The sequence below is a fragment of the Candidatus Nitrosotenuis aquarius genome (assembly GCF_002787055.1).
In the GTDB taxonomy this organism is placed as follows: Archaea; Thermoproteota; Nitrososphaeria; order Nitrososphaerales; family Nitrosopumilaceae; genus Nitrosotenuis; species Nitrosotenuis aquarius.
In genome coordinates this window covers 286,918-307,604 of sequence record NZ_CP024808.1, presented here as the reverse complement: position 1 = coordinate 307,604, position 20,687 = coordinate 286,918, and the positions used below count along the sequence as shown (strand labels likewise).

The 20,687-nt window shown below is 41.8% G+C and carries 20 protein-coding genes and 2 rRNA genes; 9 read left to right on the top strand and 13 right to left on the bottom strand.

Annotation, left to right across the window (positions count from 1 at the left end; genetic code table 11):
• Positions 1-5: 5 nt before the first annotated feature.
• Positions 6-1,124, top strand: coding sequence for a M57 family metalloprotease (locus NAQ_RS01810; RefSeq protein ID WP_100181974.1), 1,119 nt, complete (start codon positions 6-8; stop codon positions 1,122-1,124).
• Here the strand turns inward: NAQ_RS01810 and NAQ_RS01805 are convergent.
• Complete coding sequence (locus tag NAQ_RS01805) at positions 1,117-1,392, bottom strand: hypothetical protein (protein ID WP_100181973.1); 276 nt, start codon at positions 1,390-1,392, stop codon at positions 1,117-1,119. The genes NAQ_RS01810 and NAQ_RS01805 overlap by 8 nt on opposite strands.
• Entirely contained in the window at positions 1,389-2,219 is an 831-nt protein-coding gene (locus tag NAQ_RS01800; RefSeq protein ID WP_100181972.1) for a TrmB family transcriptional regulator, read from the bottom strand. Before NAQ_RS01800 ends, NAQ_RS01805 begins: the two co-directional genes overlap by 4 nt.
• A gap of 141 nt (positions 2,220-2,360) precedes the next feature.
• Here NAQ_RS01800 and NAQ_RS01795 point away from each other — a divergent pair, with 141 nt between their 5' ends.
• The 4 genes from NAQ_RS01795 (at position 2,361) to NAQ_RS01780 (ending at position 4,929) form a co-directional block, all read left to right on the top strand.
• A complete protein-coding gene (locus tag NAQ_RS01795) occupies positions 2,361-2,738 on the top strand; it encodes a hypothetical protein (protein WP_100181971.1) in 378 nt (125 codons plus the stop codon).
• 92 nt (positions 2,739-2,830) lie between these two features.
• Positions 2,831-3,730 (top strand): transcription initiation factor IIB, encoded by a 900-nt coding sequence (locus tag NAQ_RS01790; RefSeq protein WP_100181970.1) that lies wholly within the window; start codon positions 2,831-2,833, stop codon positions 3,728-3,730.
• Between the two features lie 32 nt (positions 3,731-3,762).
• Positions 3,763-4,050: a DUF7508 domain-containing protein gene (locus NAQ_RS01785; protein WP_100181969.1), complete on the top strand. Its 288-nt coding sequence runs from the start codon at positions 3,763-3,765 to the stop codon at positions 4,048-4,050.
• Between the two features lie 204 nt (positions 4,051-4,254).
• Positions 4,255-4,929 (top strand): sensor histidine kinase, encoded by a 675-nt coding sequence (locus NAQ_RS01780; RefSeq protein ID WP_100181968.1) that lies wholly within the window; start codon positions 4,255-4,257, stop codon positions 4,927-4,929.
• Here the strand turns inward: NAQ_RS01780 and NAQ_RS01775 are convergent.
• On the bottom strand, positions 4,926-6,062 hold the full coding sequence (locus NAQ_RS01775; protein ID WP_162858570.1) for a peptidase: 1,137 nt from the start codon (positions 6,060-6,062) through the stop codon (positions 4,926-4,928). The two genes, NAQ_RS01780 and NAQ_RS01775, sit on opposite strands and share 4 nt — an antisense overlap.
• 45 nt (positions 6,063-6,107) lie before the next feature.
• On the bottom strand, positions 6,108-6,467 hold the full coding sequence (locus NAQ_RS01770; protein WP_245871658.1) for a DUF6659 family protein: 360 nt from the start codon (positions 6,465-6,467) through the stop codon (positions 6,108-6,110).
• A gap of 74 nt (positions 6,468-6,541) precedes the next feature.
• Between NAQ_RS01770 and NAQ_RS01765 the strand changes: the two genes are divergently transcribed.
• Entirely contained in the window at positions 6,542-7,105 is a 564-nt protein-coding gene (locus NAQ_RS01765; protein WP_245871657.1) for a poly(R)-hydroxyalkanoic acid synthase subunit PhaE, read from the top strand.
• Positions 7,095-8,156: a class III poly(R)-hydroxyalkanoic acid synthase subunit PhaC gene (gene phaC, locus NAQ_RS01760; protein WP_100181965.1), complete on the top strand. Its 1,062-nt coding sequence runs from the start codon at positions 7,095-7,097 to the stop codon at positions 8,154-8,156. The genes NAQ_RS01765 and phaC overlap by 11 nt, the downstream gene beginning before the upstream one ends.
• Here the strand turns inward: phaC and NAQ_RS01755 are convergent.
• The 9 genes from NAQ_RS01755 to NAQ_RS01715 form a co-directional block, all read right to left on the bottom strand.
• Complete coding sequence (locus NAQ_RS01755; protein ID WP_245871656.1) at positions 8,153-8,524, bottom strand: AbrB/MazE/SpoVT family DNA-binding domain-containing protein; 372 nt, start codon at positions 8,522-8,524, stop codon at positions 8,153-8,155. The genes phaC and NAQ_RS01755 overlap by 4 nt on opposite strands.
• Before the next feature lie 74 nt (positions 8,525-8,598).
• Positions 8,599-9,384 (bottom strand): alpha/beta fold hydrolase, encoded by a 786-nt coding sequence (locus NAQ_RS01750; RefSeq protein ID WP_100181963.1) that lies wholly within the window; start codon positions 9,382-9,384, stop codon positions 8,599-8,601.
• 100 nt (positions 9,385-9,484) lie between these two features.
• Complete coding sequence (gene dps, locus NAQ_RS01745) at positions 9,485-10,066, bottom strand: DNA protection during starvation protein (protein WP_100181962.1); 582 nt, start codon at positions 10,064-10,066, stop codon at positions 9,485-9,487.
• Positions 10,067-10,111: 45 nt separating this feature from the next.
• Positions 10,112-11,860, bottom strand: coding sequence for a fibronectin type III domain-containing protein (locus NAQ_RS01740; protein ID WP_162858569.1), 1,749 nt, complete (start codon positions 11,858-11,860; stop codon positions 10,112-10,114).
• 138 nt (positions 11,861-11,998) lie between these two features.
• Positions 11,999-12,973: an NAD(P)/FAD-dependent oxidoreductase gene (locus NAQ_RS01735; RefSeq protein ID WP_100181960.1), complete on the bottom strand. Its 975-nt coding sequence runs from the start codon at positions 12,971-12,973 to the stop codon at positions 11,999-12,001.
• Complete coding sequence (locus tag NAQ_RS01730; protein ID WP_100181959.1) at positions 12,974-13,204, bottom strand: Lrp/AsnC ligand binding domain-containing protein; 231 nt, start codon at positions 13,202-13,204, stop codon at positions 12,974-12,976. It abuts the gene before it with no gap.
• A 51-nt stretch (positions 13,205-13,255) separates the two neighbouring features.
• Positions 13,256-13,636: a DUF6659 family protein gene (locus NAQ_RS01725; RefSeq protein ID WP_100181958.1), complete on the bottom strand. Its 381-nt coding sequence runs from the start codon at positions 13,634-13,636 to the stop codon at positions 13,256-13,258.
• A gap of 128 nt (positions 13,637-13,764) precedes the next feature.
• Positions 13,765-16,761, bottom strand: a 23S ribosomal RNA gene (locus tag NAQ_RS01720).
• Between the two features lie 146 nt (positions 16,762-16,907).
• Positions 16,908-18,378: ribosomal RNA gene (locus tag NAQ_RS01715) — 16S ribosomal RNA — on the bottom strand.
• Together the 16S and 23S rRNA genes form the textbook arrangement of a ribosomal RNA operon.
• 279 nt (positions 18,379-18,657) lie before the next feature.
• Between NAQ_RS01715 and NAQ_RS01710 the strand changes: the two genes are divergently transcribed.
• Positions 18,658-19,962: an aspartate aminotransferase family protein gene (locus tag NAQ_RS01710; RefSeq protein WP_100181957.1), complete on the top strand. Its 1,305-nt coding sequence runs from the start codon at positions 18,658-18,660 to the stop codon at positions 19,960-19,962.
• Between the two features lie 47 nt (positions 19,963-20,009).
• On the top strand, positions 20,010-20,648 hold the full coding sequence (locus NAQ_RS01705) for a hypothetical protein (protein ID WP_100181956.1): 639 nt from the start codon (positions 20,010-20,012) through the stop codon (positions 20,646-20,648).
• The last annotated feature ends 39 nt before the right edge of the window (positions 20,649-20,687 follow it).

Below are 20,687 nucleotides of genomic sequence, written 5' to 3'. Positions count from 1 at the left end.
ATCACATGAAATATTTCGTTATTATGATTTTTGTAGTATTTACGTTAATAACCATTCAGACGGAACCGACTTTCGCAGACGAAGTAGCCAAACAGGCAAACATTGCATACAAAGAAGCCGCAAAACACTTTGTAAAGGGGCAATACAAAGAAGCAATCGTATTATATGATAAAATTCTCAAAAACTATCCAGATCATGCAACAGTACTAAAAATGAAAGGAGTTGCACAAAGCAACCTAGGTTTGCACCAAAAATCAATGTCAGACTTTTACAAGGTTTACAAAAAAGACAGCAGGGACATCACAGCGCTACTTGGACTCGGAGTGGGCTTTGGCAACTATGGCGAGTACAAAGAAGCAAAAATCTACTTTGACCGAGCATATCAGTTGTATCCAAACAACACAGTAGCAAAAAACTATAAGGAATTTGCAGACAAAGTAATCAAAAAATACCCATACAAACCAACTGAGAAGCCAAAGAACTGGAGTATGACGCCAGATCAGAAAACATTTGAATCATACACAAGCAAGATCTCTTCCAAAGCGACAAAAGACAAACGATACATTGAGTATCCAAACCCAAGTTTCGATGTGATTAAAAAATTCTTGCGAGATTATGAGCGATGGAATTTTGAACAGCAAGTAAAAGCAGGCTCTTCGGGATTTCCAGATCCCATCATAACACGAGAGAATAACACGTACGTGCTGAACTACAAGATTTTTGTAAACAAACAACCCACAGGACTTCCATTAGATCATGTGAGCACATTAACCCAATCAACCAAGTTCTGGGAAAGTCATGTCTTCAATTCGACTCAGGGAAAAGCAATTGTAAAGTTCTCTTATACAGAGACCAAATCAGATGCAAATATCTGGGTCACCTGGACAGTAAGAAAGCTCGGAGAGGGAGTACTAGGGCACGCACATATAGGAAAAGGAGTAGTGGAAGTTGCTCTAGGGGATTACAATTGTGATGGTAGTTTTCAGCTGTATGACGTAGCAAGCGTTGAAAAGATAATGAGACATGAACTAGGACACGCCATTGGCCTAGGACACACCGATAACGCAGACAGCATCATGTATCCATCTATGAAGCCCAAATACGCGTATTGTCTTCTCAGTTAGTCTCTTGGCGCAGTTCTTCGACTAGCGTCCTTGTTTTTGTTATTGCCCGAGATATCATCTCAAAATAAGCTCGAGTTTCATCATCGACGAATTTTCCAAGACGAGATGACAAAAGCTCATTTGCATTAGATATTACGCAAATCGGATCCACTAGTTCTTTCACCAAGTCTTCTTTTCTTTTTTGGTATAGTTCTTTTCTTGCAGAATTTACTTCTGGATAAATTTTGTTATCAAGAGACTCACAGTGAACTGGTTTGTATCCCATCATTGTGATCTGACCTTCTTTGTTTTTGGAGTAACCAAGATTTCCGCAGTCTTGGATTTGTTCCAAAGTAACGCACACAAACTAAACATATTGCTAACCATTTCAGAAGAGTTAGTATGCATTACAGAATCATTTTCGTCATTTAGATCCATAGAAGTAGTCAGTGCTCCAGACATGATCAGTTGTCTGTTTTCTTCCACCACCATTCTGCTTTTTGAAGGGAGTTTTCCTAAACGGATCTCAGTTGGATTCAGTCTTTGAATAAAGGCCAGTTCTTTTTCTCCAGATATTTCAGTTAGAATTCTAACTTCAGCACCATTTTCTCGAATCAGTTGAATTCTTTCTGGAATTGTGGTATGATACATTCTCATAAAGTCTTCAGGGGGACCAACCAGATATACTACGCCGGTTGCTTTTTGGAGTAATTTACTGATTCTCGAGTAGATGTTTGAGCGTCCTTGGATTATTACAAAGGAAGAAATCTCCTGCATGTCGGTTTCTTTTACTATGACATCAATGTCTTGAATTATTTTCTCAGACAGATTTTTCATTGTGATCAATTCGTCTTGTTTTCTATCCAAGATCACGCTCAATGCCTCCATCGGTGGAATTGCAGAGCACAGTGTCGGATTTGAAAATGTAGTGCTGACTACACCCATGTTTCTTAATCTGTTTAATGCACGATATGTCTTGCCTCTGTCAATGTCCAGCTTTGCAGATAGAGTTCCAACGGACACTGGTCCTGTTTGGAGTAATCCCATGTATACTTGGGTGTCGATTTCTTCTAGGCCAAAAAAGCCTAAATTTTTGATGATTTCTTCGTGGTTCATTTAATCCCCAGGGTATCGATTCTCGAATAAAATAATAGATCTTGTCTGTTCAAAACAGACAGACAGCCACATATCATGCCATAGATTTTTCCGCGAGTCTTTTGAAAGTTATATAATTCCGACATTCAAAGCCACATTATCTTGGAGATTTCAATAGAACCATGGAAAAAGCTCGTAATACACGAAGTCATCGAGTATAATTTTGAAGACTGGATGACTCAGATTGCATTTAGCAGTAAAACCGCAGGTGGTGCAATACCCACCATAAACTGGACAAACGGTGTGGTGTTTCAGTCATTTAATTTTCCGGACACAAATATCATAGTGGAGGAAAAAATCAAAGGAGTTCTGCATTGGTCATCAGTAATGTTTGCACTCAAAGAAAAATATGAAAGACAAATCATAAAAGACAATGCAACGATTAACCTGATCGACGTTAGCGTAAATGAAATATTCAGAGAACTTGCGGATAAGCTAAAAGACCACTCTAGACAAAAATCCCAAAAACAGGTTCTATAATCATAGAATGAGTCTTAGCTTGACCTACACACAAATAATCATCGAAATTGTGTAGAACCCATAATAACTAAAAATGACCTATAGATAGACTGATGACAACATCGCAGTCAAGATGCCCATCATGTGCAAAGAACACCATACAGGTAGATGCAGTAACTGGCGAGATTTATTGCAGAAATTGCGGCTATGTGGCAGCAGAAAAAATTGAGGAGGCTGGGCCGGAATGGAGATCGTTTTCAAATGACGAATCAGACAAAAGTAGAGTAGGTGCCGCCACATCACTTACGATGCATGACATGGGATTATCCACCGTGATAGGAAGTGCGGACAAGGACGCCACGGGAAAACCATTATCAGCGTCGATGAAGAATTCTATTGAACGATTACGAACGTGGGACAGCAGAACCCAGGCACATACATCTGCAGATAGAAATCTAAGACAGGCACTAAATGAACTTGGAAAAATGAAAGACAAGTTGGGTCTTGCGGACGCAGTAATTGAAAAGGCAGCATATATCTACAGAAAGGCAATGGAGAAAAAGCTAGTTAGAGGCAGATCCATTCACGGACTGATTGCTGCTTGTCTTTATGCAGCATGCAGGAATACAGAGACTCCAAGAACCCTAGACGACGTTGCAGAGAGCATCAACATCAGGCGAAAAGACGTAGCAAGGTGCTACAGACTCATATACAAAGAGCTAGATCTCAAAATGCCGGTAGCAGACCCAACAAAAGGGATAGCAAGGATTGCAAGCATGGCAAATCTTTCTGAAAAAACCAAAAGAAAAGCAATGGAGATACTCAACAAAGCTAAAGTAATAGGAATGGTTGCAGGAAAGGACCCAATGGGTCTTGCTGCAGCTGCACTGTATTTGGCATGTGTATCTAATGGAGAAATTAGATCGCAAAAGGACATATCGGTGGCCGCAGGAGTTACCGAGGTAACAATTAGGAACCGTTGTGTTGGACTAAAGGGACTGCTAGATAAATAACATTCAAAACAAGGCCACAGAATCAGCACAGTATGACCGAAATTGCATGGTCGGAATGGCTAGATTATAACTTGGAACAGATATCAAAGATTCCCGAAGAGGGTGGCGTTTACATGATGCATGCAGCAATGAAGATTTTGTACATTGGGAATACGGCAAACCTCAGACAATCAATTTCAGAATCACTAAACAATTCATGCATCAAAGAAGCAAAACGATTCAAGTATTCAATAGCATCAAATCACGAGCAGATTGGCTCTCAACTCTTAAAAGAATATCAAGAAAAACACGATGGTAAGCTGCCAAAATGTATGGAATAAACATGATGTGTTGTTTGAATCATTTAGACATACACAAGAATACTAACTGAATTGTCTTTGGTTTGTTAGGTCTGTTGGACCAATGCCATAAATTTCCCTTGCCAGACCAAATGGTATCCCCAATGGTCCTTCAGAACCATTTTTGTAAATTAGGCTCAAAGTATGCAAATAAGTTAAAACACTACTAGAAACAGGATAAACCTCATGGCAGTAGAAGAGCAAGACGGACGGCAAAAACTAGACAAGCTGATACATATTGGAGAGCTGACATCGCGAATCACTCATGATATGCGCAATCCACTAACGGTCATAATCAATTATACTACAATGGTCAGAAAGAACTCTAAAAATAAACTTGACAAGAGATCACTAGACCAGCTTGCATTGATTGAAGAAGAAGCAAGAAAAATGTATCATCAAATAGAAGATGTTCTAAATTACATAAAATTACCTCCGTTGAAGCTACAGACTCATTCGTTACATGACATTCTAAAAAAAATCATAGACAGAGTACAAACGTCAGACGATGTCACAGTACATTTACCAAAAAATAATCCTCAAATTATGTGCGATATCGATAAGCTTGAAATTGTTTTTGTGAACTTGATTAGCAACGCAATTGAGGCAATGGACAAATCAGGTACAATCACAATCAATGCGTCAGAAACAAAAGATCACGTAATAATAGAAGTCGAGGATTCCGGCCCAGGCATCAGTGAAGACAATTTGGAAAAAATCTTTGAACCATTATTTACTACAAAGACAACTGGAACTGGTCTTGGTTTGGCAAGCTGTAAAAACATCATAGAGAGACATCGTGGTACCATCTCGGCAAAAAACAACCCAACGACATTTACAATAATGCTGCCAAAAAGCTAGACTGCAGGCTTTGCTTTTCTAAGTGAAAAAACAACAATTCCGATTCCAGCAGCAATAATGACAGGAACCACATAATACAAGTTAGAATAATCCGCCTCCTTTTGCGATTCGGCCTGTGTGCCTTGTGACTCAGCCACAGGTTCGCTCGACTCCACGATTGACTCACTTTTTTGGTCAGTGACTAAATTTGGTTTCTCAAAGCCAGAAATCACAATCTTGTTCTGAGTAGAACCCGATACATCAAACGCGACATGCCAATTACCTTCTTCATCGATACTTTGGATGAAAGGAATGGTCTTACCATCAACGGCAACTGCAAATTTTTCATTTTCCGAAGTCTTTGGAAATTCAAAATTCACATATGTGGGGAACCTAAAAGAGTTCACGCCTTTAAGCGAAAGTATTGTGCCGGTCTCATCAAATCCCTCATCCACTACAAACCACGCAGTAGAATCATAACGAAAATTGAATTTTTCACCATCCCTGACAGCATATAATGGAATAATTGTTTCATCACCTATTGCAAAACAGCTGTAATAATGAATGTCTTGCGCAACAGTAGGATCAGGATACATTGTAAAGTTAATGATTTGGCCAGGCTCTATTTTATCGATTTTTTCAAGGTTTTTTGCAGTATCAATGAATGAATTGTTCTCTCCATGAATTGTGGCGTAAATTTTGACATTGTATTGAGTTTGATTTCCTTTGTTGATTATTTTTCCAGTTAGGTGGCCATCTGCGTGTTTTTTCAGTGTTCTGTCATAGACTACTTCTACTTTTGACTCATGTGTATCAAAAGCTTGCCTGAACGTTACATCAAAACTCGTAATTGATGCATCAGTCCCAGATATTTCGTGAGATTTGATTTTAAATGGAATGTCCTTATTTGGAAAAACAGTCGGAAGACTCTGGACAATAGAGATCTCTTTGCCATTATCAAGTATAGTCAAATGAATCACTGGCAATACAGCATAGTTTTCAGTGTTTTTTACTGCGCCCACAATGGTGTAAATTCCCTCAGAATCATAGTATCCTAGAATTTCATCTTCTGGGATCATCACATCTGCATAAATGTCACCATACAATCCCGTCAGCACAACCAGTGACAAGAGAATGATCAGTTTATTTTCCACGGCATAATGTTGCAATGATTCGTATCTTAAACTAATCTGATATTTTCACTTGCGGTATTGCTCTATTAATTTAAGAGTCTCAAATGGAAATTTAGCAAAATTTAGATCTTTTTCTGCAGAAACAAGTAGAATTTCTTTATTTATTGGAAAGCTCATCACAATCACCTTGTCTCTGTACGACATGGCAAATCTCACAGGACCTAATTCCTGGTCAAATTCCTGACGCATTCTGACTCGCAGAGCAAGCTCCATGTAGAGCATCTCGTCTTTTTTAGTGTCTTCTAGAGTGTTTTTTCCCTCAGTCATTCCACCCGCTTCCAGATGACCCTTGGCATTTATCAGCCCCACAAAACGTATGGATGAGTCTAATTTTTTTACCGACTCGCATAATACGTCTTTTTCCATTACGATTCCTCCATAATTTGACATAGCATATTAGAAGACGAACTATTTATTGCGAGCTTGTGTATTTAATCAACATGTCACAAGACGTCAAGCTTCCGCTCGATTATTTCAAACACGCATCGTTATTCTGGACTGACTTGTTACACCTCATGTCAGGCAAACCGATTGCACTAACATCCGTTGGACCATCAAGAAATTGGGGAAACGACGCAAAAAAAGTCATAACGGAATTAATTGACGCAAATGATGATTTAATAGAATTCAACCAGAGATTGACAGAATATTACAAACAGCTCTCAGAGACATGGACAGAATCACAGAAGAAGGTCAATGCGAAAATTCCCACAATTCCACAAGATGTAGAACACCTAGAAGCATACAAGCGAGTTTGGATTGACATTTTTGAAAACGATTTTACCCAGCTTTTTGATTCCGAGAAATTTGGCGAAAACTATGGAAAATTGGTCTCAGCGGAATTGGAATTAAGCAGACATTGGGAAAGCATCACCAATGTAATTTTACAATCTATGAAACTGCCGACACGAAAAGAGATTGACGAAGTCTACAAAGAATTACACGAGCTAAGAAAAAGAATCACAAAACTAGAAAGAAATGAGGAGAAGACAAATGCAAAGTGAAATAATTGATCCAAAATTAGTAGAAGAATTCCTCAGTTTTACAAAAAATGTCACAGAGGCGCCAAAGCTAGTCCCAGCGCCAGATGAAATAACATTAGAGTCAACTCCGTTTGATGTCGTATATGAGCAAGACAAAATGCGGCTGCTACATTACAGACCACTTGTTGAAAAGCAAACCAAGACGCCCTTTCTGATAAGCTATGCAATCATCAATCGATTTCACATTTTAGACATTCAACAAAAGAAAAGCTGGGTAAGAAAGCTGCTCGAAAGCGGAATTGACGTATACATGATCGATTGGGGCACACCGTCAAACATTGACAAATATCTTGACTTTGATGACTATGTTAATTTGTACATGGATAATTGTGTAGATTTCATAAGAAAAGAAGCCCAAGTTGACAACATATCAGTACAAGGATACTGCACTGGTGGGACAATAGCTACAATTTACTCGACATTACACCCAGAAAAGGTGCGTAATTTGGTAGTTACCGCGCCAGTAATTGATGGATGGAAGGACACCACCGTAGTAAGCAACATGGCAAAACACATGAAAATTGACATGTTGGTTGATACAATCGGCAATATGCCGCCAGAATTCATGTATTATTGCTTTTCAATTCTAAAACCATTTGAGCAAGGATTGGAAAAATATTACAAATTCTTTAAAAATATACACGATAAAGAATTTGTAGATAACTTTCTTCGCGTCGAAAAATGGCTAAGTGACACTCCACCCATACCAGGAGAGTTATTCAGACAGTGGATAAGGGATATTTATCAGGAGAATCTACTAATCCAAAACAAGATGTATGTAGGTGGAAAACAAATTAATCTCAAAAATATCACCATGCCAATTTTTGTTCAGGTAGCTGTAGGGGATCATCTAGTCTCACCAGAGTGTAGCATGCCGATATACTATGCTGTTTCTAGTGAGGACAAAACGATGCGAGTATATCCAATAGGACATGTTGGAATGATTGCCAGTTCTTTTTCACAAAAACAAATTTTGCCTGAGCTTTGCCAGTGGATTAAAGAAAGATCTTAGGATTGACGCTTCTTTTTTTCTAGAGGAATCACAACTACTTGGACTAGGTCGCCTTCATTGATTCGCAGTGCATCGCGCTCTGCTTCTGGAATTGAGATTCTCCCATTACTTCCAATTGTTGTCTTAAAAGCACCATACCCAATGAAGTTTTGCATCAAATTACCCATATTGAAAAATTGCTCCATGACATTTTTTTGCGTATTTGACATGTTTGTCATAAGATTGGCTTGCGCCTCAGAGGATTTTGTAGTCAGTTCTTTGAGGGTATTTACTGGATCAAATTTTTGATTATTCTCCATATATGCTGAAAATGCTTTCATGAATTCTGCCTGTGCACGTCCACCTTTTTGCACCCATTCTTGAAACATCGATAGATAATCTTGGTTATTGTTACCAATCATCGGTATTGTTTGGTGCACTAGTTATTTAAAGATACCACAACTCAGCGAATAAAATCAAGCGCAATTTTGACAAATTCTTTTGGATCTTCCACATAAGGCGTGTGGCCGCAGTTTTCCATTTGGTAGAATCGGCAATCACGAATTTTTTGCACAAAATATTCCGCATATTTTATCGGTATGACCGGATCTAGTTCGCCCCAGATAACCAATGTGGGAATTTCTAGCACCTCTAGTTTTGTGGATATTTCTGGTGCGTTTTTTAGTCCAAGAATTGTAGACATGAACGCATATTTTGCGTTTGGCATCAGCATCCTTTGCACAAAACCATCCACAGTGGTTTGGTTAATTTCTTTATTATTTCCAGTCATCATAGAGAATGCATTTTTTGCAGTATCATTGTCAGGATACAAAGCAGCCATTATGTATGCGTCTAGTGCAGGAGTGGATTGCTTCATTGCACCTGCAGGTGAGACTAGAATCAATTTTTCAACATTTTGTTGATTCTGTGTTGCATATTCAATAGCTATTTGACCGCCAAGTGAAGAACCGACCACGGTGATCTTTGTGACATTTATTTCTCTCAGAAACGAGGAGATAAAATCGGCGAAAAATTCCGTAGTATAATCCACATTTGGTTTGTCACTGAGTCCAAATCCGATCAAATCCGGCACATAAACAGTAAAGTGTTTGCTAAAACTCGGAATTACAAATTCCCATCTTTCTGCGGATGCCCCAAGCCCATGAATGAGCAATAGATTTTTCTTGCCAGATCCTGCTTTTAGGTATCGAATCCTACTGCCGCCAACAGTTACAAATGCTTCTTGCATTGGATCAACATTATCATTTTTTTGGTCTAGATAAATTTTGGCCTTATTATGATCGTAAGAGATTTCACAGTACTTTAGAAAAATAAGAAAAAGTCTAGGCTCAACCTAATGCCCTAGAATGCTTGTGAGTGTGCGGTCGCTCGCCTGGAAACTTTCGTCTCATATGTGCAGAGGGTCTACCATACAAGAGTTCCAAGAACCACGCCTCGTGTTCTATTTCCTCACGTAAGATGTCTTTTGCGACATCATATGTAGCCGGATCTTTTCCATGTGTCATCTGACATATTTTGTTCCAGTTTACAATTGCACCTTGTTCTGCTTTGAGGCATCTTTCCATTATTGCCCTAAGATCAGTTTTGTTTGGCGGGAGTTGCAGAAACTCGCAGCCAGACATTTTGATAAACTCGGTGGCGTCATTTGGTAGACTTCCACCAAGCTCATAGATCCTAGACAGACAGGACTCGAAATGACTGAGATCTTCAAGACGCGCATCTTCGATTACGCCTTTGATTCCCTCACCATCTACGCCGGTGCAGTGCATTCTAAGATTGGTGAAATAATAGTATGCAGTAAATTCCACCGATGCGTTGTAGATCAGAAGTCTTATCAGCTCGTCAATATCTACACCATTTTGTTTTAGAACATTTACGCCGACAACGTTTGGTTCTGAACTTGTAACCATGCCAAGCTGAATCAGATTGTAAATAAAAATCTGCTTGTCAGTGGGTTATTTTTGGGATTTTGCCTTGAGTTCTTCCAGTGCTTTTTTGGCTTTTTCCCATGCAGCTGCCTTGGCCGCATCTAACGCTTTTTGTTTTTCTTCTGCGCTTGATCCAGATTTTTTAACGTCGATGTTTGCTTTCTCAAGTGCCTTTTGTTTTGCTTCTTCTGCTAGCTTGCGCGCTTCCTCGAGAGTTTTTGGCTTTTTTGAAGCGGTTTCTGATGGTTGCACTTTGGAAGTTTGATTCGATATTTTTTCTTGTTGTGCCTTGATTGCAGCTTCTTTTTTCTCGGCAATCAGTTTTTGTTTTGCCGCGATTGCGTCTTGTCTTGCTTTTTCGTTGGCCTTGTTTGCTTCTTCACGTAATGCTTTTGCTTTCTCACTGTCGCCTTTACCAGACTGTTTTAGCATTGCATCCCTGGCTTCCTGCGCTTTTCGTTTTAATTCTTCTTGTTGCGCTTTGAGAATCGATGTAGGATCATTTCCGATAGGCTTGGCTGGAGTGGGGGTAGGCGCAGTAACGGGCTTGGTTGAAAAACCTGCAGGAGGTACAGAGGTACTAGACGGCATAACGGATATTTCGTTTGATCGTGGACTGGAGCCGGCAGTAAATAACGCAGTTACTGTATACGTGTATGTTTTTCCAGTAATCACGCTACCAATTGTATAACTATTCACAGATCCGGTGTTGTCATTAATTACTTTGTATGAATCGGTGCCAAGTTTTTCCTCAATCTTGTAGCCACCGATTGATTGTTTGTAAGTTTGAGATGGAGCAGTCCAAGAAAGATAAATCTGAGTTGGAGAGATAGCAAATCCAGTAAGTATCGGTACCGTTGTTTCTTTTGGTGTTGCAGATGATTCGCCAGAGGGGCTACTTGTTCCAATGGAATTAATCGCATAAACTCGGTAATAGTATTGAGTTCCAGTTGTGAGGCCAGTATGTGCAAATGACGTAACTGTACTTCCGGTGTTTGCTGTAATTACTTCAAACGAGCCAGACCCTTTTTTTGCTTCAATTTTGTATCCAGTGATCGGAGATCCGCCCACATTGGATGGTGCCGACCAAGACAAATTGATCTGAGTGCCTGAAACAGACGTTGCTACAAGTCCTGCAGGAGAGTCAGGAGCACTGTTTGTGGCAGCGATCTGAGAGGATACAGTTGGGGTTGCAGATGCCTCTGGTGATGGATTGCTTGCTCCAACAGAGTTTATTGCGTAAATTCTGTAGAAATAGACTTGTCCTGTTGTTAGCCCGGTATGAGAATATGTGGTAGTGCTAGCAGTGTTTGCAACAAGAATAGAATATGTTCCAGATGTGCCTTGCCTGTATTCTATTTTATAGCCAATAATAGGCGAACCGCCATTGTTGGATGGTGCTGACCAAGACAAATTGATCTGAGTTGCGGATGCAGGTGATGCGACAACTCCCGTAGGAGGTGCAGGCGGTGAGGAGATTGACCCGGTAGTCGGGGTGGTAGATGCCTCAGGTGATGCAGTACTGGTTCCAATTGAATTAATCGCATAAACTTTGTAAGAATATGTTGTGCCAGTTGTAAGACCGGTATGAGAGTATGTAGTTGTTGCATTTCCAGTATTTGATACCAAGTTAGAATATGATGCAGAGCCTTTTTTGACTTCAATTTTGTACCCTGTTATTTGATATCCACCATTGTTGGACGGTGCTGACCAAGACAGGTTCACTTGCGTTGGCGATACTGCATTAGCAGAAAGTCCGGTCGGTGCACTAGGCACCGAACTATCTGCAAAAACAGGGTCAATCATAGCCACCAAAAGACCAAGTGATAAAACAAACAAAGCAATCCCAGTATTAATCAACAAAAACTATGAAAAATCAGATGTTTTTATGAATTACTAATGATCAGTATCACATTAGTAATGAAATACTGTATCCCCGATTGTTTTCTTCCAGTCTGCTCGAATTCCAGGTTTGCCCTTTAGTTTTTCCACATGATTAAATGCAGAAAGACCAGCTGCGGCCCCATCCCCACATGCAGCCACAATTTGCTTGTATGGAATGCTTGTTGCATCACCCGCAGCAAATATTGCAGGATGTGATGTTTTACCACCCTCGGCTACCTCAATTTCGCCTTTTTGATTTATCTTGACTAGGTGCTTTACAAAATCTAGGTTAATTTTAGAGCCCATCTCTATGAACAAGCCATCCACATTGATTGTTTTCTCAGTGCCAGAATTATCCAGTATCGTGATTTGTTGCAAAGAATTAGACCCGCTGATTGCCTTAACAGAAGAGTTTGGGACCAGTTCTACATTTTCTTTTCTTTTGATGGATTCAATTAGGTCTTTGTCACCACCAAGGGCGCCGCCCTTGTAAATCAGATAAACTTTGGATGCCATGCGGGACAGCAAGATTCCAGACTCAACCAGATAACCGCCAACACCAACAGTTGCAGTTGCTCGCCCTTGATAGAATGGAGCATCACACTTGGTACAATAATGAACGCCTTTGTTTGCAAACTGATTTTCATTTTGTATCCCTAAGCTGTTTGGAACTTTGCCGGGAGCAAGAACAACTGCTTTTGCCAGATATTCGGATCGGGTTGTTTTTACTTTGAGTCCAGATTCTACCTCATCAATTCTTTCCACAGTATCATATGTCATCTCTCCTCCAAATACAAGAAATTGATTTTCTAGTGTTTTGGCAAGCAGTGGTCCACTTGACATCATCGTTCCAGGATAATTTTCCAGTTTTGGGATGAGGTTTAGTTGTCCTCCAAGGTCTTTTGATATCACAAAGCATGATGTTTTTTGCCTTGCAACAAATATACCAGCAGACAGACCAGCAGGTCCAGCCCCAACTATTACAACGTCGTATTCTTGAACCAATTAATTCACAGATATCAAAGAAGTAAGATTGTTTATTCCACTCATGCCATGAATGTGAACGTCGATTGCAGTTTTGATCTGTTGCATGTCGTTTGATTCCAGTATAATCAAAATATCGTAAATACCATATACGGTTTTTACTGTTTTTACGCCGGGAATTTTTTTCGCTTTCTCAATAATGTCTTTTTGTTCTTTATAATCAACATTTAGCAGAACATATGCCTCATTCATACGCTCATATATTACCAGTAATTTAAAAAGTTTAATTGGCTTCTTCAGTTTCTATGATGTAACACTGAAGATTGTAACCACTCTTTTTGCCAGATTTTCAATGTCAACTGTTGGTTCTGCAGAAATCAGCAAAACAAAACGAGTGATTGGAAATGGAAAACTTATCAAAACCAGTCTGTCTCGTCTTGCTGCAAGGTAGTTAATCGGACCCAAAGTTTTGTCAAATTCCTTTCGTAGTGACACCCTAGATGCAAACTCCATGAAATCATCAAGCTTGTTCTCGTTGTTTTCAAGTGGAGTTATTCCTTTTTTGAATCCTCCAGCCACCAATTTGCCGGACTCGTCAATGATTCCAGCAAAACGGATCTCTTTTTCCTGTGTCAGTTGAGCGCATTTTGATTCATAGAATTTGTTTTGTGCAGAATCACTCATTAAAAAATCATCATTTCATCCATAATAAAAGATTTGTAGTCGTGTAATTTTAAAATCAAAACCTAGCTTCCGCTAGGGTTTGATTTTAAATGAAAAAATCATCGCGCATAGTCTCTATGTAATGTGGCTAACCAGTGCGTTGGTCTATTAGTAATGGCAGGCTCACCACTCGCCGAAGCTTGTGATCTATACCTCCATCCTATCAAAGTAGTCTTCTACTACCGACCTCCATCGTAAGAAAGGTTATTTTGTTTCAGGAAGGGTTTCGCGCTTAGATGCTTTCAGCGCTTAGCCCAGATGGCTTAGCTGCCCGGCCTGCCTTGTCAGACAACCGGTAAACCAGTGGCCACGCTGCTCTGTTCCTCTCGTACTCGGAGCAACTTCCCCTCAAATAACCACACTTCCATCAGGCAGAGACCGACCTGTCTCACGACGGTCTAAACCCAGCTCATGTTCCCTTTTAATAGGCGAGCAGCCTCACCCTTGGCCCCTGCTGCAGGACCAGGATAGGAAAAGCCGACATCGAGGTACCAAACCGCGGGGTCGATAGGAGCTCTCGCCCGCGACGAGCCTGTTATCCCTGGGGTAATTTTTCTGTCACCTCCGGGCCCCAATAGTGGGCACACGAAGGATCGCTAAGCCCGACTTTCGTCTCTGGATCCCGTGCGTTTGGAGATCCAGTCAATCCAGCTTTTGGCTTTGCCCTCTTCAACGGATTTCTGACCCGTTTGAGCTGAACTTTGGGCCCCTTTGATATCTTTTCAAAGGGGTGCCGCCCCAGCCGAACTGCCCACCTGCACGTGTCTCAGGTCTTCACCTGATAAGCGATACTGCAAACAAGGTCTGGTGTTACAACGACGCTTCTTAACATCCCGGAGGACGTTAAGCATGGCTACCAGATACACTATGCAATGTCAACTATACCGCAAGCACAAGCTGCAGTAAAACTCCACGGGGTCTTCTCTCCCCGATGGAAGATGATGGACTGTTCGTCCACCTTATGTAGCTTCACCGGGTTGTAGGCGGGGACAGTGGGGCTCTCGTTGTTCCATTCATGCACGTCGGAACTTACCCGACAAGGCATTTGGCTACCTTAAGAGAGTCAGAGTTACTCCCGGCGTTAACTGGCCCTTAGCTCGGTTGAACCCAAGTTTTAGGTACCAGCACCGGCCAGGATTCAGTGACTATACACATCCTTTCGGACTAGCAGTCACCTGTGTTTTTATTAAACAGTCGGAACCCCCTTGTCATTGCAACCTGCTATCCCAATTTCTCATTAGGATTGCAGGCATCCCTTATACCGAAGGTACAGGACTAATTTGTCGAGTTCCCTCGCCTACGGTATACCCGATACTTCTTGGACTACTCATCCAGTGCACCTGTGTCGGTTCTCGGTACGGACACGACAGATTGCTCTCTACATGATTTTTCACGGTCCCCAAGACTCGGACAAACTCAGCTAACGCCAAGCCATTCCCAACTCGAATTGGTTCTCGTCATTACGACACTCCCCAATTCTAGAAAAGTTAGATACAACGACGGTTGTACTTGCCCTATCTTAAAGCGATCAAATAGATGATAACGCTACTGTCGGGTACTGGAATATTAACCAGTTCCCCTTTCGAATAATTCTGTTGAGATTATTCTTAGGACCGACTAACTCCAGGCTGATGACGCATTGCCTGGAAACCCTTGCACTTGCGAAGGTAAGGATTCTCACCTTACTATGCTGTTACTGCTACCAAGATCTGCAATAGCAATCGGTCCACAGGACCTCACGGCCCTGCTTCGACCCAATCACTACGCCAACCTACCATGACTTGCCCTAAGGCAAGTATCCAAAGTATCGGTACTATGCTTTAGCCCCGTCCATTTTCGAGGCCACCACGCTCGGCAGGTAAGTTGTTACACACTTTTTAAAGGATAGCTGCTTCTGAGCTTACCTCCCTGCTGTCTTGGCGTAATGACGCTCTTCCGCTTGACACTTAGCATAAATTTAGGGACCTTAACTTTGGTCTGGGTTAAACCCCTCTCGGTTGCGAACCTTACGTCACGCAAACCCGTCTCCCTGCTTCTACGACGCACATCCATTCGGAGTTTGAATAGGTAGTGAGGAATTTCTTCCCCGGTCTACCTTATCAGTGCTCTACAAGAAGTGCTATCTCCACAAAGGACACCCTACGGGATGCTTCGGTTGGAACTAGCGAGCGCCGAGCTAGATTGGTTTTTGACCCCTATCCCCAAGTCAGACAAACAATTTGCACGTTAGAACTGCTTCAGCCCTCCAGCGGGCTTTCGCCCACCTTCAGCTTGCTCAGGGATAGATCGCTCGGCTTCTAGCCTTGCCGCTATGACTCTACGCACTTTCACACGCTTTCCCTCACAATGTTGCGGAAATTCGGTTTCCCTTCGCCTCCACCCTGTTAAGGTTTAGGCTCGCCATAACGGTAAGCTCCTTGGCCCGTGTTTCTAGACGGAACGGATGACACTGATGACTAGAAACCCAAACCTTCAGCCCTATTGCTAGGACCTCCAATCTGGAAAAATCACCTTCCATGCCACCCACGTCTGTAACCAGTAGGTTTCATGCACTTTTCACCCCCCTTCCGGGGTACTTTTCAGCTTTCCCTCACGGTACTAGTCCACTATCGGTCTTGAGTAATGTTTAGCCTTAGATGCTACTTTCACCTAATTTCCTTGCCCACTGCCAAGGACAAGTACTCTGGTCATGATAAGATCCAATACTGTTTCGCCTACGGGGGTATCACCCTCTATGCCGTAATGTTCCAAAAAACTTCGGCTGCATTCTTGGATCGTAATATCATAACCGAACACCACATCTCTGTTATGTTACCACAACAGATTCAGTTTGGGCTGTCTCCGTTTCGCTCGCCGCTACTTGGGAGATCTCAATTGATTTCTCTTCCACATGGTACTAAGATGCTTCAATTCCCACGGTTCGATCACCGCTCTTGCGAACGGTGTGTATGTAAATACAGGATTCCTATTCGGAGATCCCGGGATCATAGGACGCGTGCGCCTACCCCGGGCTTATCGCAGCTTGCCACGTCCTTCTTCTCTTCTCAAGCCTAGCAATCCTCCTACTGGCGTCTATGCACTGGTATGATTAGCCACAATATTACACGACTATGCACGATGATCATTGCGTGGTACTGGGTGTACCCCGCTACATCCTTCATACACCACTTTCGTGATGCATTGCATCGATGGTTTGTACGTGAAGATTAGTGCATCCATCACACTTTATCTAAGGAGGTGATCCGACCGCAGGTTCCCCTACGGTCACCTTGTTACGACTTTTCCCTCGTTACTGACCTCAAGCTCGATAATGCCAAGTAGACACTACCTCACTAAAGGCCAATTTCGATGAAACGACGGGCGGTGTGTGCAAGGAGCAGGGACGTATTCACCGCGCGGTAGTGACGCGCGGTTACTAGGGATTCCATATTCGTGAGGGCGAGTTACAGCCCTCAGTCATAACTGAGATATTGTTTAATGATTGCCTCCTCCTTTCGGATTCGGAACACATTGTCAATACCATTGCAGCCCGCGTGTAGCCCTAGGGTTTCGGGGCATACTGACCTGCCGTGGCCCCTTCCTTCCTCCACATTAACTGTGGCGGTCCGTCTAATTCGCTCCACTACTCCAGAGAGTAATGGTAGCAACTAGACGCAGGGGTCTCGCTCGTTACCTGACTTAACAGGACATCTCACGGCACGAGCTGGCGACGGCCATGCACCACCTCTCAGCGTGTCTGGTAAAGTCTTCAGCTTGACCTTCATTCTGCTGTCGCCCCAGGTAAGATTTCTGGCGTTGACTCCAATTGAACCGCAGGCTTCACCCCTTGTGGTGCTCCCCCGCCAATTCCTTTAAGTTTCATACTTGCGTACGTACTTCCCAGGCGGCAGACTTAACGGCTTCCCTGCGGCACTGCATTGGCCACAAGCCAATGCATCACCGAGTCTGCATCGTTTACAGCTGGGACTACCCGGGTATCTAATCCGGTTTGCTCCCCCAGCTTTCATCCCTCACCGTCGAACGTGTTCTGGTACACCGCCTTCGCCACAGGTGGTCATCAATAGATCAAAGGATTTTACCCCTTCCTATTGAGTACCGTGTACCTCTCCCACTCCCTAGCTGCACAGTATTTTCGGCGGCCTATACGTTGAGCGCATAGATTTAACCGAAAACTTATGCAACCGGCTACGGATGCTTTAGGCCCAATAAACCTCCTGACCACTCGAGGTGCTGGTTTTACCGCGGCGGCTGACACCAGAACTTGCCCACCCCTTATTCACCAGTGATTCTACAACTGACAAAAGACTCCTTTAGCAGGAGACACTCGGATTAACCTTGTCGTGCTTTCGCACATTGCAAAGGTTTCTCGCCTGCTGCGCCCCATAGGGCCTGGGTCCGTGTCTCAGTACCCATCTCCGGGCCCCTCCTCTCAGAGCCCGTACCTGTTATAGCCTTGGTGGGCCATTACCTCACCAACAAGCTGATAGGCCGCAGTCCCATCCTACAGCGATAAATCATTTCAACCACAGGCCATTCCAGGCACTGTGGTCTATTGGGTATTATTCTCAGTTTCCCGAGGTTATCCCCATCCATAGGTTAGGTTAACTACGTGTTACTGAGCAGTTCGCCTTGTATTGCTACAACGACTCGCATGGCTTAGTACCAATCCGATAGCAGTCAGGTCCCGCAGGATCAACGGGATTCTTGGTTTACTATTATTACATTTTGGAATTGGACGGAATGCACTAATCTTCACATACTCAGATTAGATCAGTTGATCAAATCCTCATTTTGTATGCGTAACTGGAGGCTCGTAAATCACAAAATGGCATAATGCCACACTTCATCACAAGCGCCGCCAAAGCGTTACGTATGCAAAGTGGAAACAAAGAGAATATCATATAAACCATGCAGAATTTTTTGCAAAAAATCTAGGAATTTTCGATCAAAAATATATTGCTCAATATAAGGCAAGAAGCGACTTGGGTAACATAGAAAGGATTTACAGAAAAAAAACAGCAAAGTCAGCCAAACTATTTGCAGAATCGAAAAAACTTCACGTCAACGGTGTCAGCCACAATATTCGATTTTTTGCACCATATCCATTTGTCACAAAGTCAGCATCTGGAAAATACCTAATCGATATAGATTCCAACAAATATGTTGATTTTTGGATGGGGCACTGGAGTCTTATTTTGGGTCATAAGGAACCACACGTCTTTGCCAGTGTGCGTGAGCAACTACGTAATGGTTGGATGTATGGAACCGTCAACAAGAACACAATAGAACTATCAGAAAGAATTGCAAGGGTTATTCCAGTTGCAGAAAAAATTCGCTATGTTTCAACAGGAACAGAGGCCACAATGTATGCAGTAAGACTTGCTCGTGCAATTACCAAGAAAAAAACAATTGCCAAAATCGATGGAGGATGGCATGGATACACAACAGATCTACTAAAAACGGTAAACTGGCCTTTCAATCAAACAGAAAGTAGTGGCCTTACAGATGAAAAACACATAATATCATTGCCCTATAATGATTTGGAAAAATCAATTAGTATTTTACAGTCTGCAAAAAATGATCTTGCAGGCATCATAATAGAGCCAATACTCGGCGGAGCAGGCTGCATTCCTGCAACAAAAGATTATCTCAAAGGAATACAGGAATTTGCAAAAAAGAAAAACGCGCTATACATTTTGGATGAAATTGTGACGGGATTCAGGTTCAGAAATGGCTGCCTCTACAGTACCATGAACTTGGATCCAGACATTGTCACATTAGGAAAAATTGTTGGTGGGGGATTTCCAATTGGCGTCATTTGCGGAAAAAATGATATCATGCAATATGCCGATACTCAATCATTTTCAAGAAAAGACCGGGCATACATCGGCGGAGGAACATTTTCAGCAAATCCAATGACAATGATTGCGGGCGCAACTACACTAGATGTGTTAAAGAATAACAAGTCAATCTATCCAAAGATCAAAAAACTTGGAGACGACACACGAAGAAAAATTACACGTGTGTTTGATGGCAAAGTGATCACAACTGGAAAAGATTCTTTGTTTATGATACATTTTGTACAGAACGGAATCTCAGAAATAAACAATGCGCAGGACGCATCAAAATGCGATGTCAAAACGCTACATGAATTCCACTTTGAAATGATTGTAAAAGACGGAATATTTTTCCTACCCGGAAAACTTGGTGCATTTTCCAATGCGCACTCTACATCGGATGTAAAGATGCTTGTTACCGCATCCGAACGATTCTCCGAGAACAACTGAATATGTTATTAGATATTAATTTAAGCAAGAATCGTATTTTTGGCAATGTGGAAGGATTAGACACATTATTGCTAAAGGCGATCTTTCAATCGATTCAAGACGAATTAGATTCGGAGAGAATCAAAAACATTAACCTCAGATTAAAGCAAGAGTACGGAGTTACATTTCAAGAAGTATTCAACAAGTTTGATAAAATGCAAGGAGTTTTACGAAAATTTGATGATGAATTAAAGAATATTGAAGATAGGATACTACGAAATTTCTTGACAGTCGAAAGATCAACTGGGACGGAAACGTGGATAACAATTAGAGATAAACATCTAGCAGAGATGATTCTAAAGACATATGCAGATGCAGACAAAAAACTAATTCTAGATCTGATCCGAGAAAACGCAGAAACAATTCCAAAAATACTGGGCTTGTGTAATTTGCCAAATACATCAGGATATAGGAAAATGAATCAGTTAATTGAGGAAGGATTTGTTGTTCCTACCGGACTGGCAGAATCATTTGAGGGCAAACGAGCAATACTATACAAATCGTTGATTCAAAAGATTCAGATCAGCATAAACAAAGACAGAGTAATTACATCGATTTCAGTTCCAAAAGAATCCCTAAGATCCAGCCAGGTGATCAACATGGCACTATTGATAAATCAGAATGGCGCGAAAAACCTAACAAATTAAAACACAATCAATCAAATTTTTAAAACAGTAAGCCGATAT

What these genes read in the sequence shown, in the direction of transcription:
- NAQ_RS01730 (WP_100181959.1), bottom strand. Translation starts at nt 13,204, where the DNA reads ATGAATGAGGCATATGTTCTGCTAAATGTTGATTATAAAGAACAAAAA.
- NAQ_RS01805 (WP_100181973.1), bottom strand. Translation starts at nt 1,392, where the DNA reads ATGATGGGATACAAACCAGTTCACTGTGAGTCTCTTGATAACAAAATT.
- NAQ_RS01780 (WP_100181968.1), top strand. Translation starts at nt 4,255, where the DNA reads ATGGCAGTAGAAGAGCAAGACGGACGGCAAAAACTAGACAAGCTGATA.
- NAQ_RS01765 (WP_245871657.1), top strand. Translation starts at nt 6,542, where the DNA reads ATGTCACAAGACGTCAAGCTTCCGCTCGATTATTTCAAACACGCATCG.
- NAQ_RS01770 (WP_245871658.1), bottom strand. Translation starts at nt 6,467, where the DNA reads ATGGAAAAAGACGTATTATGCGAGTCGGTAAAAAAATTAGACTCATCC.
- NAQ_RS01800 (WP_100181972.1), bottom strand. Translation starts at nt 2,219, where the DNA reads ATGAACCACGAAGAAATCATCAAAAATTTAGGCTTTTTTGGCCTAGAA.
- NAQ_RS01790 (WP_100181970.1), top strand. Translation starts at nt 2,831, where the DNA reads ATGACAACATCGCAGTCAAGATGCCCATCATGTGCAAAGAACACCATA.
- NAQ_RS01750 (WP_100181963.1), bottom strand. Translation starts at nt 9,384, where the DNA reads ATGCAAGAAGCATTTGTAACTGTTGGCGGCAGTAGGATTCGATACCTA.
- phaC (WP_100181965.1), top strand. Translation starts at nt 7,095, where the DNA reads ATGCAAAGTGAAATAATTGATCCAAAATTAGTAGAAGAATTCCTCAGT.
- NAQ_RS01810 (WP_100181974.1), top strand. Translation starts at nt 6, where the DNA reads ATGAAATATTTCGTTATTATGATTTTTGTAGTATTTACGTTAATAACC.
- NAQ_RS01725 (WP_100181958.1), bottom strand. Translation starts at nt 13,636, where the DNA reads ATGAGTGATTCTGCACAAAACAAATTCTATGAATCAAAATGCGCTCAA.
- NAQ_RS01755 (WP_245871656.1), bottom strand. Translation starts at nt 8,524, where the DNA reads ATGTTTCAAGAATGGGTGCAAAAAGGTGGACGTGCACAGGCAGAATTC.
- NAQ_RS01785 (WP_100181969.1), top strand. Translation starts at nt 3,763, where the DNA reads ATGACCGAAATTGCATGGTCGGAATGGCTAGATTATAACTTGGAACAG.
- dps (WP_100181962.1), bottom strand. Translation starts at nt 10,066, where the DNA reads ATGGTTACAAGTTCAGAACCAAACGTTGTCGGCGTAAATGTTCTAAAA.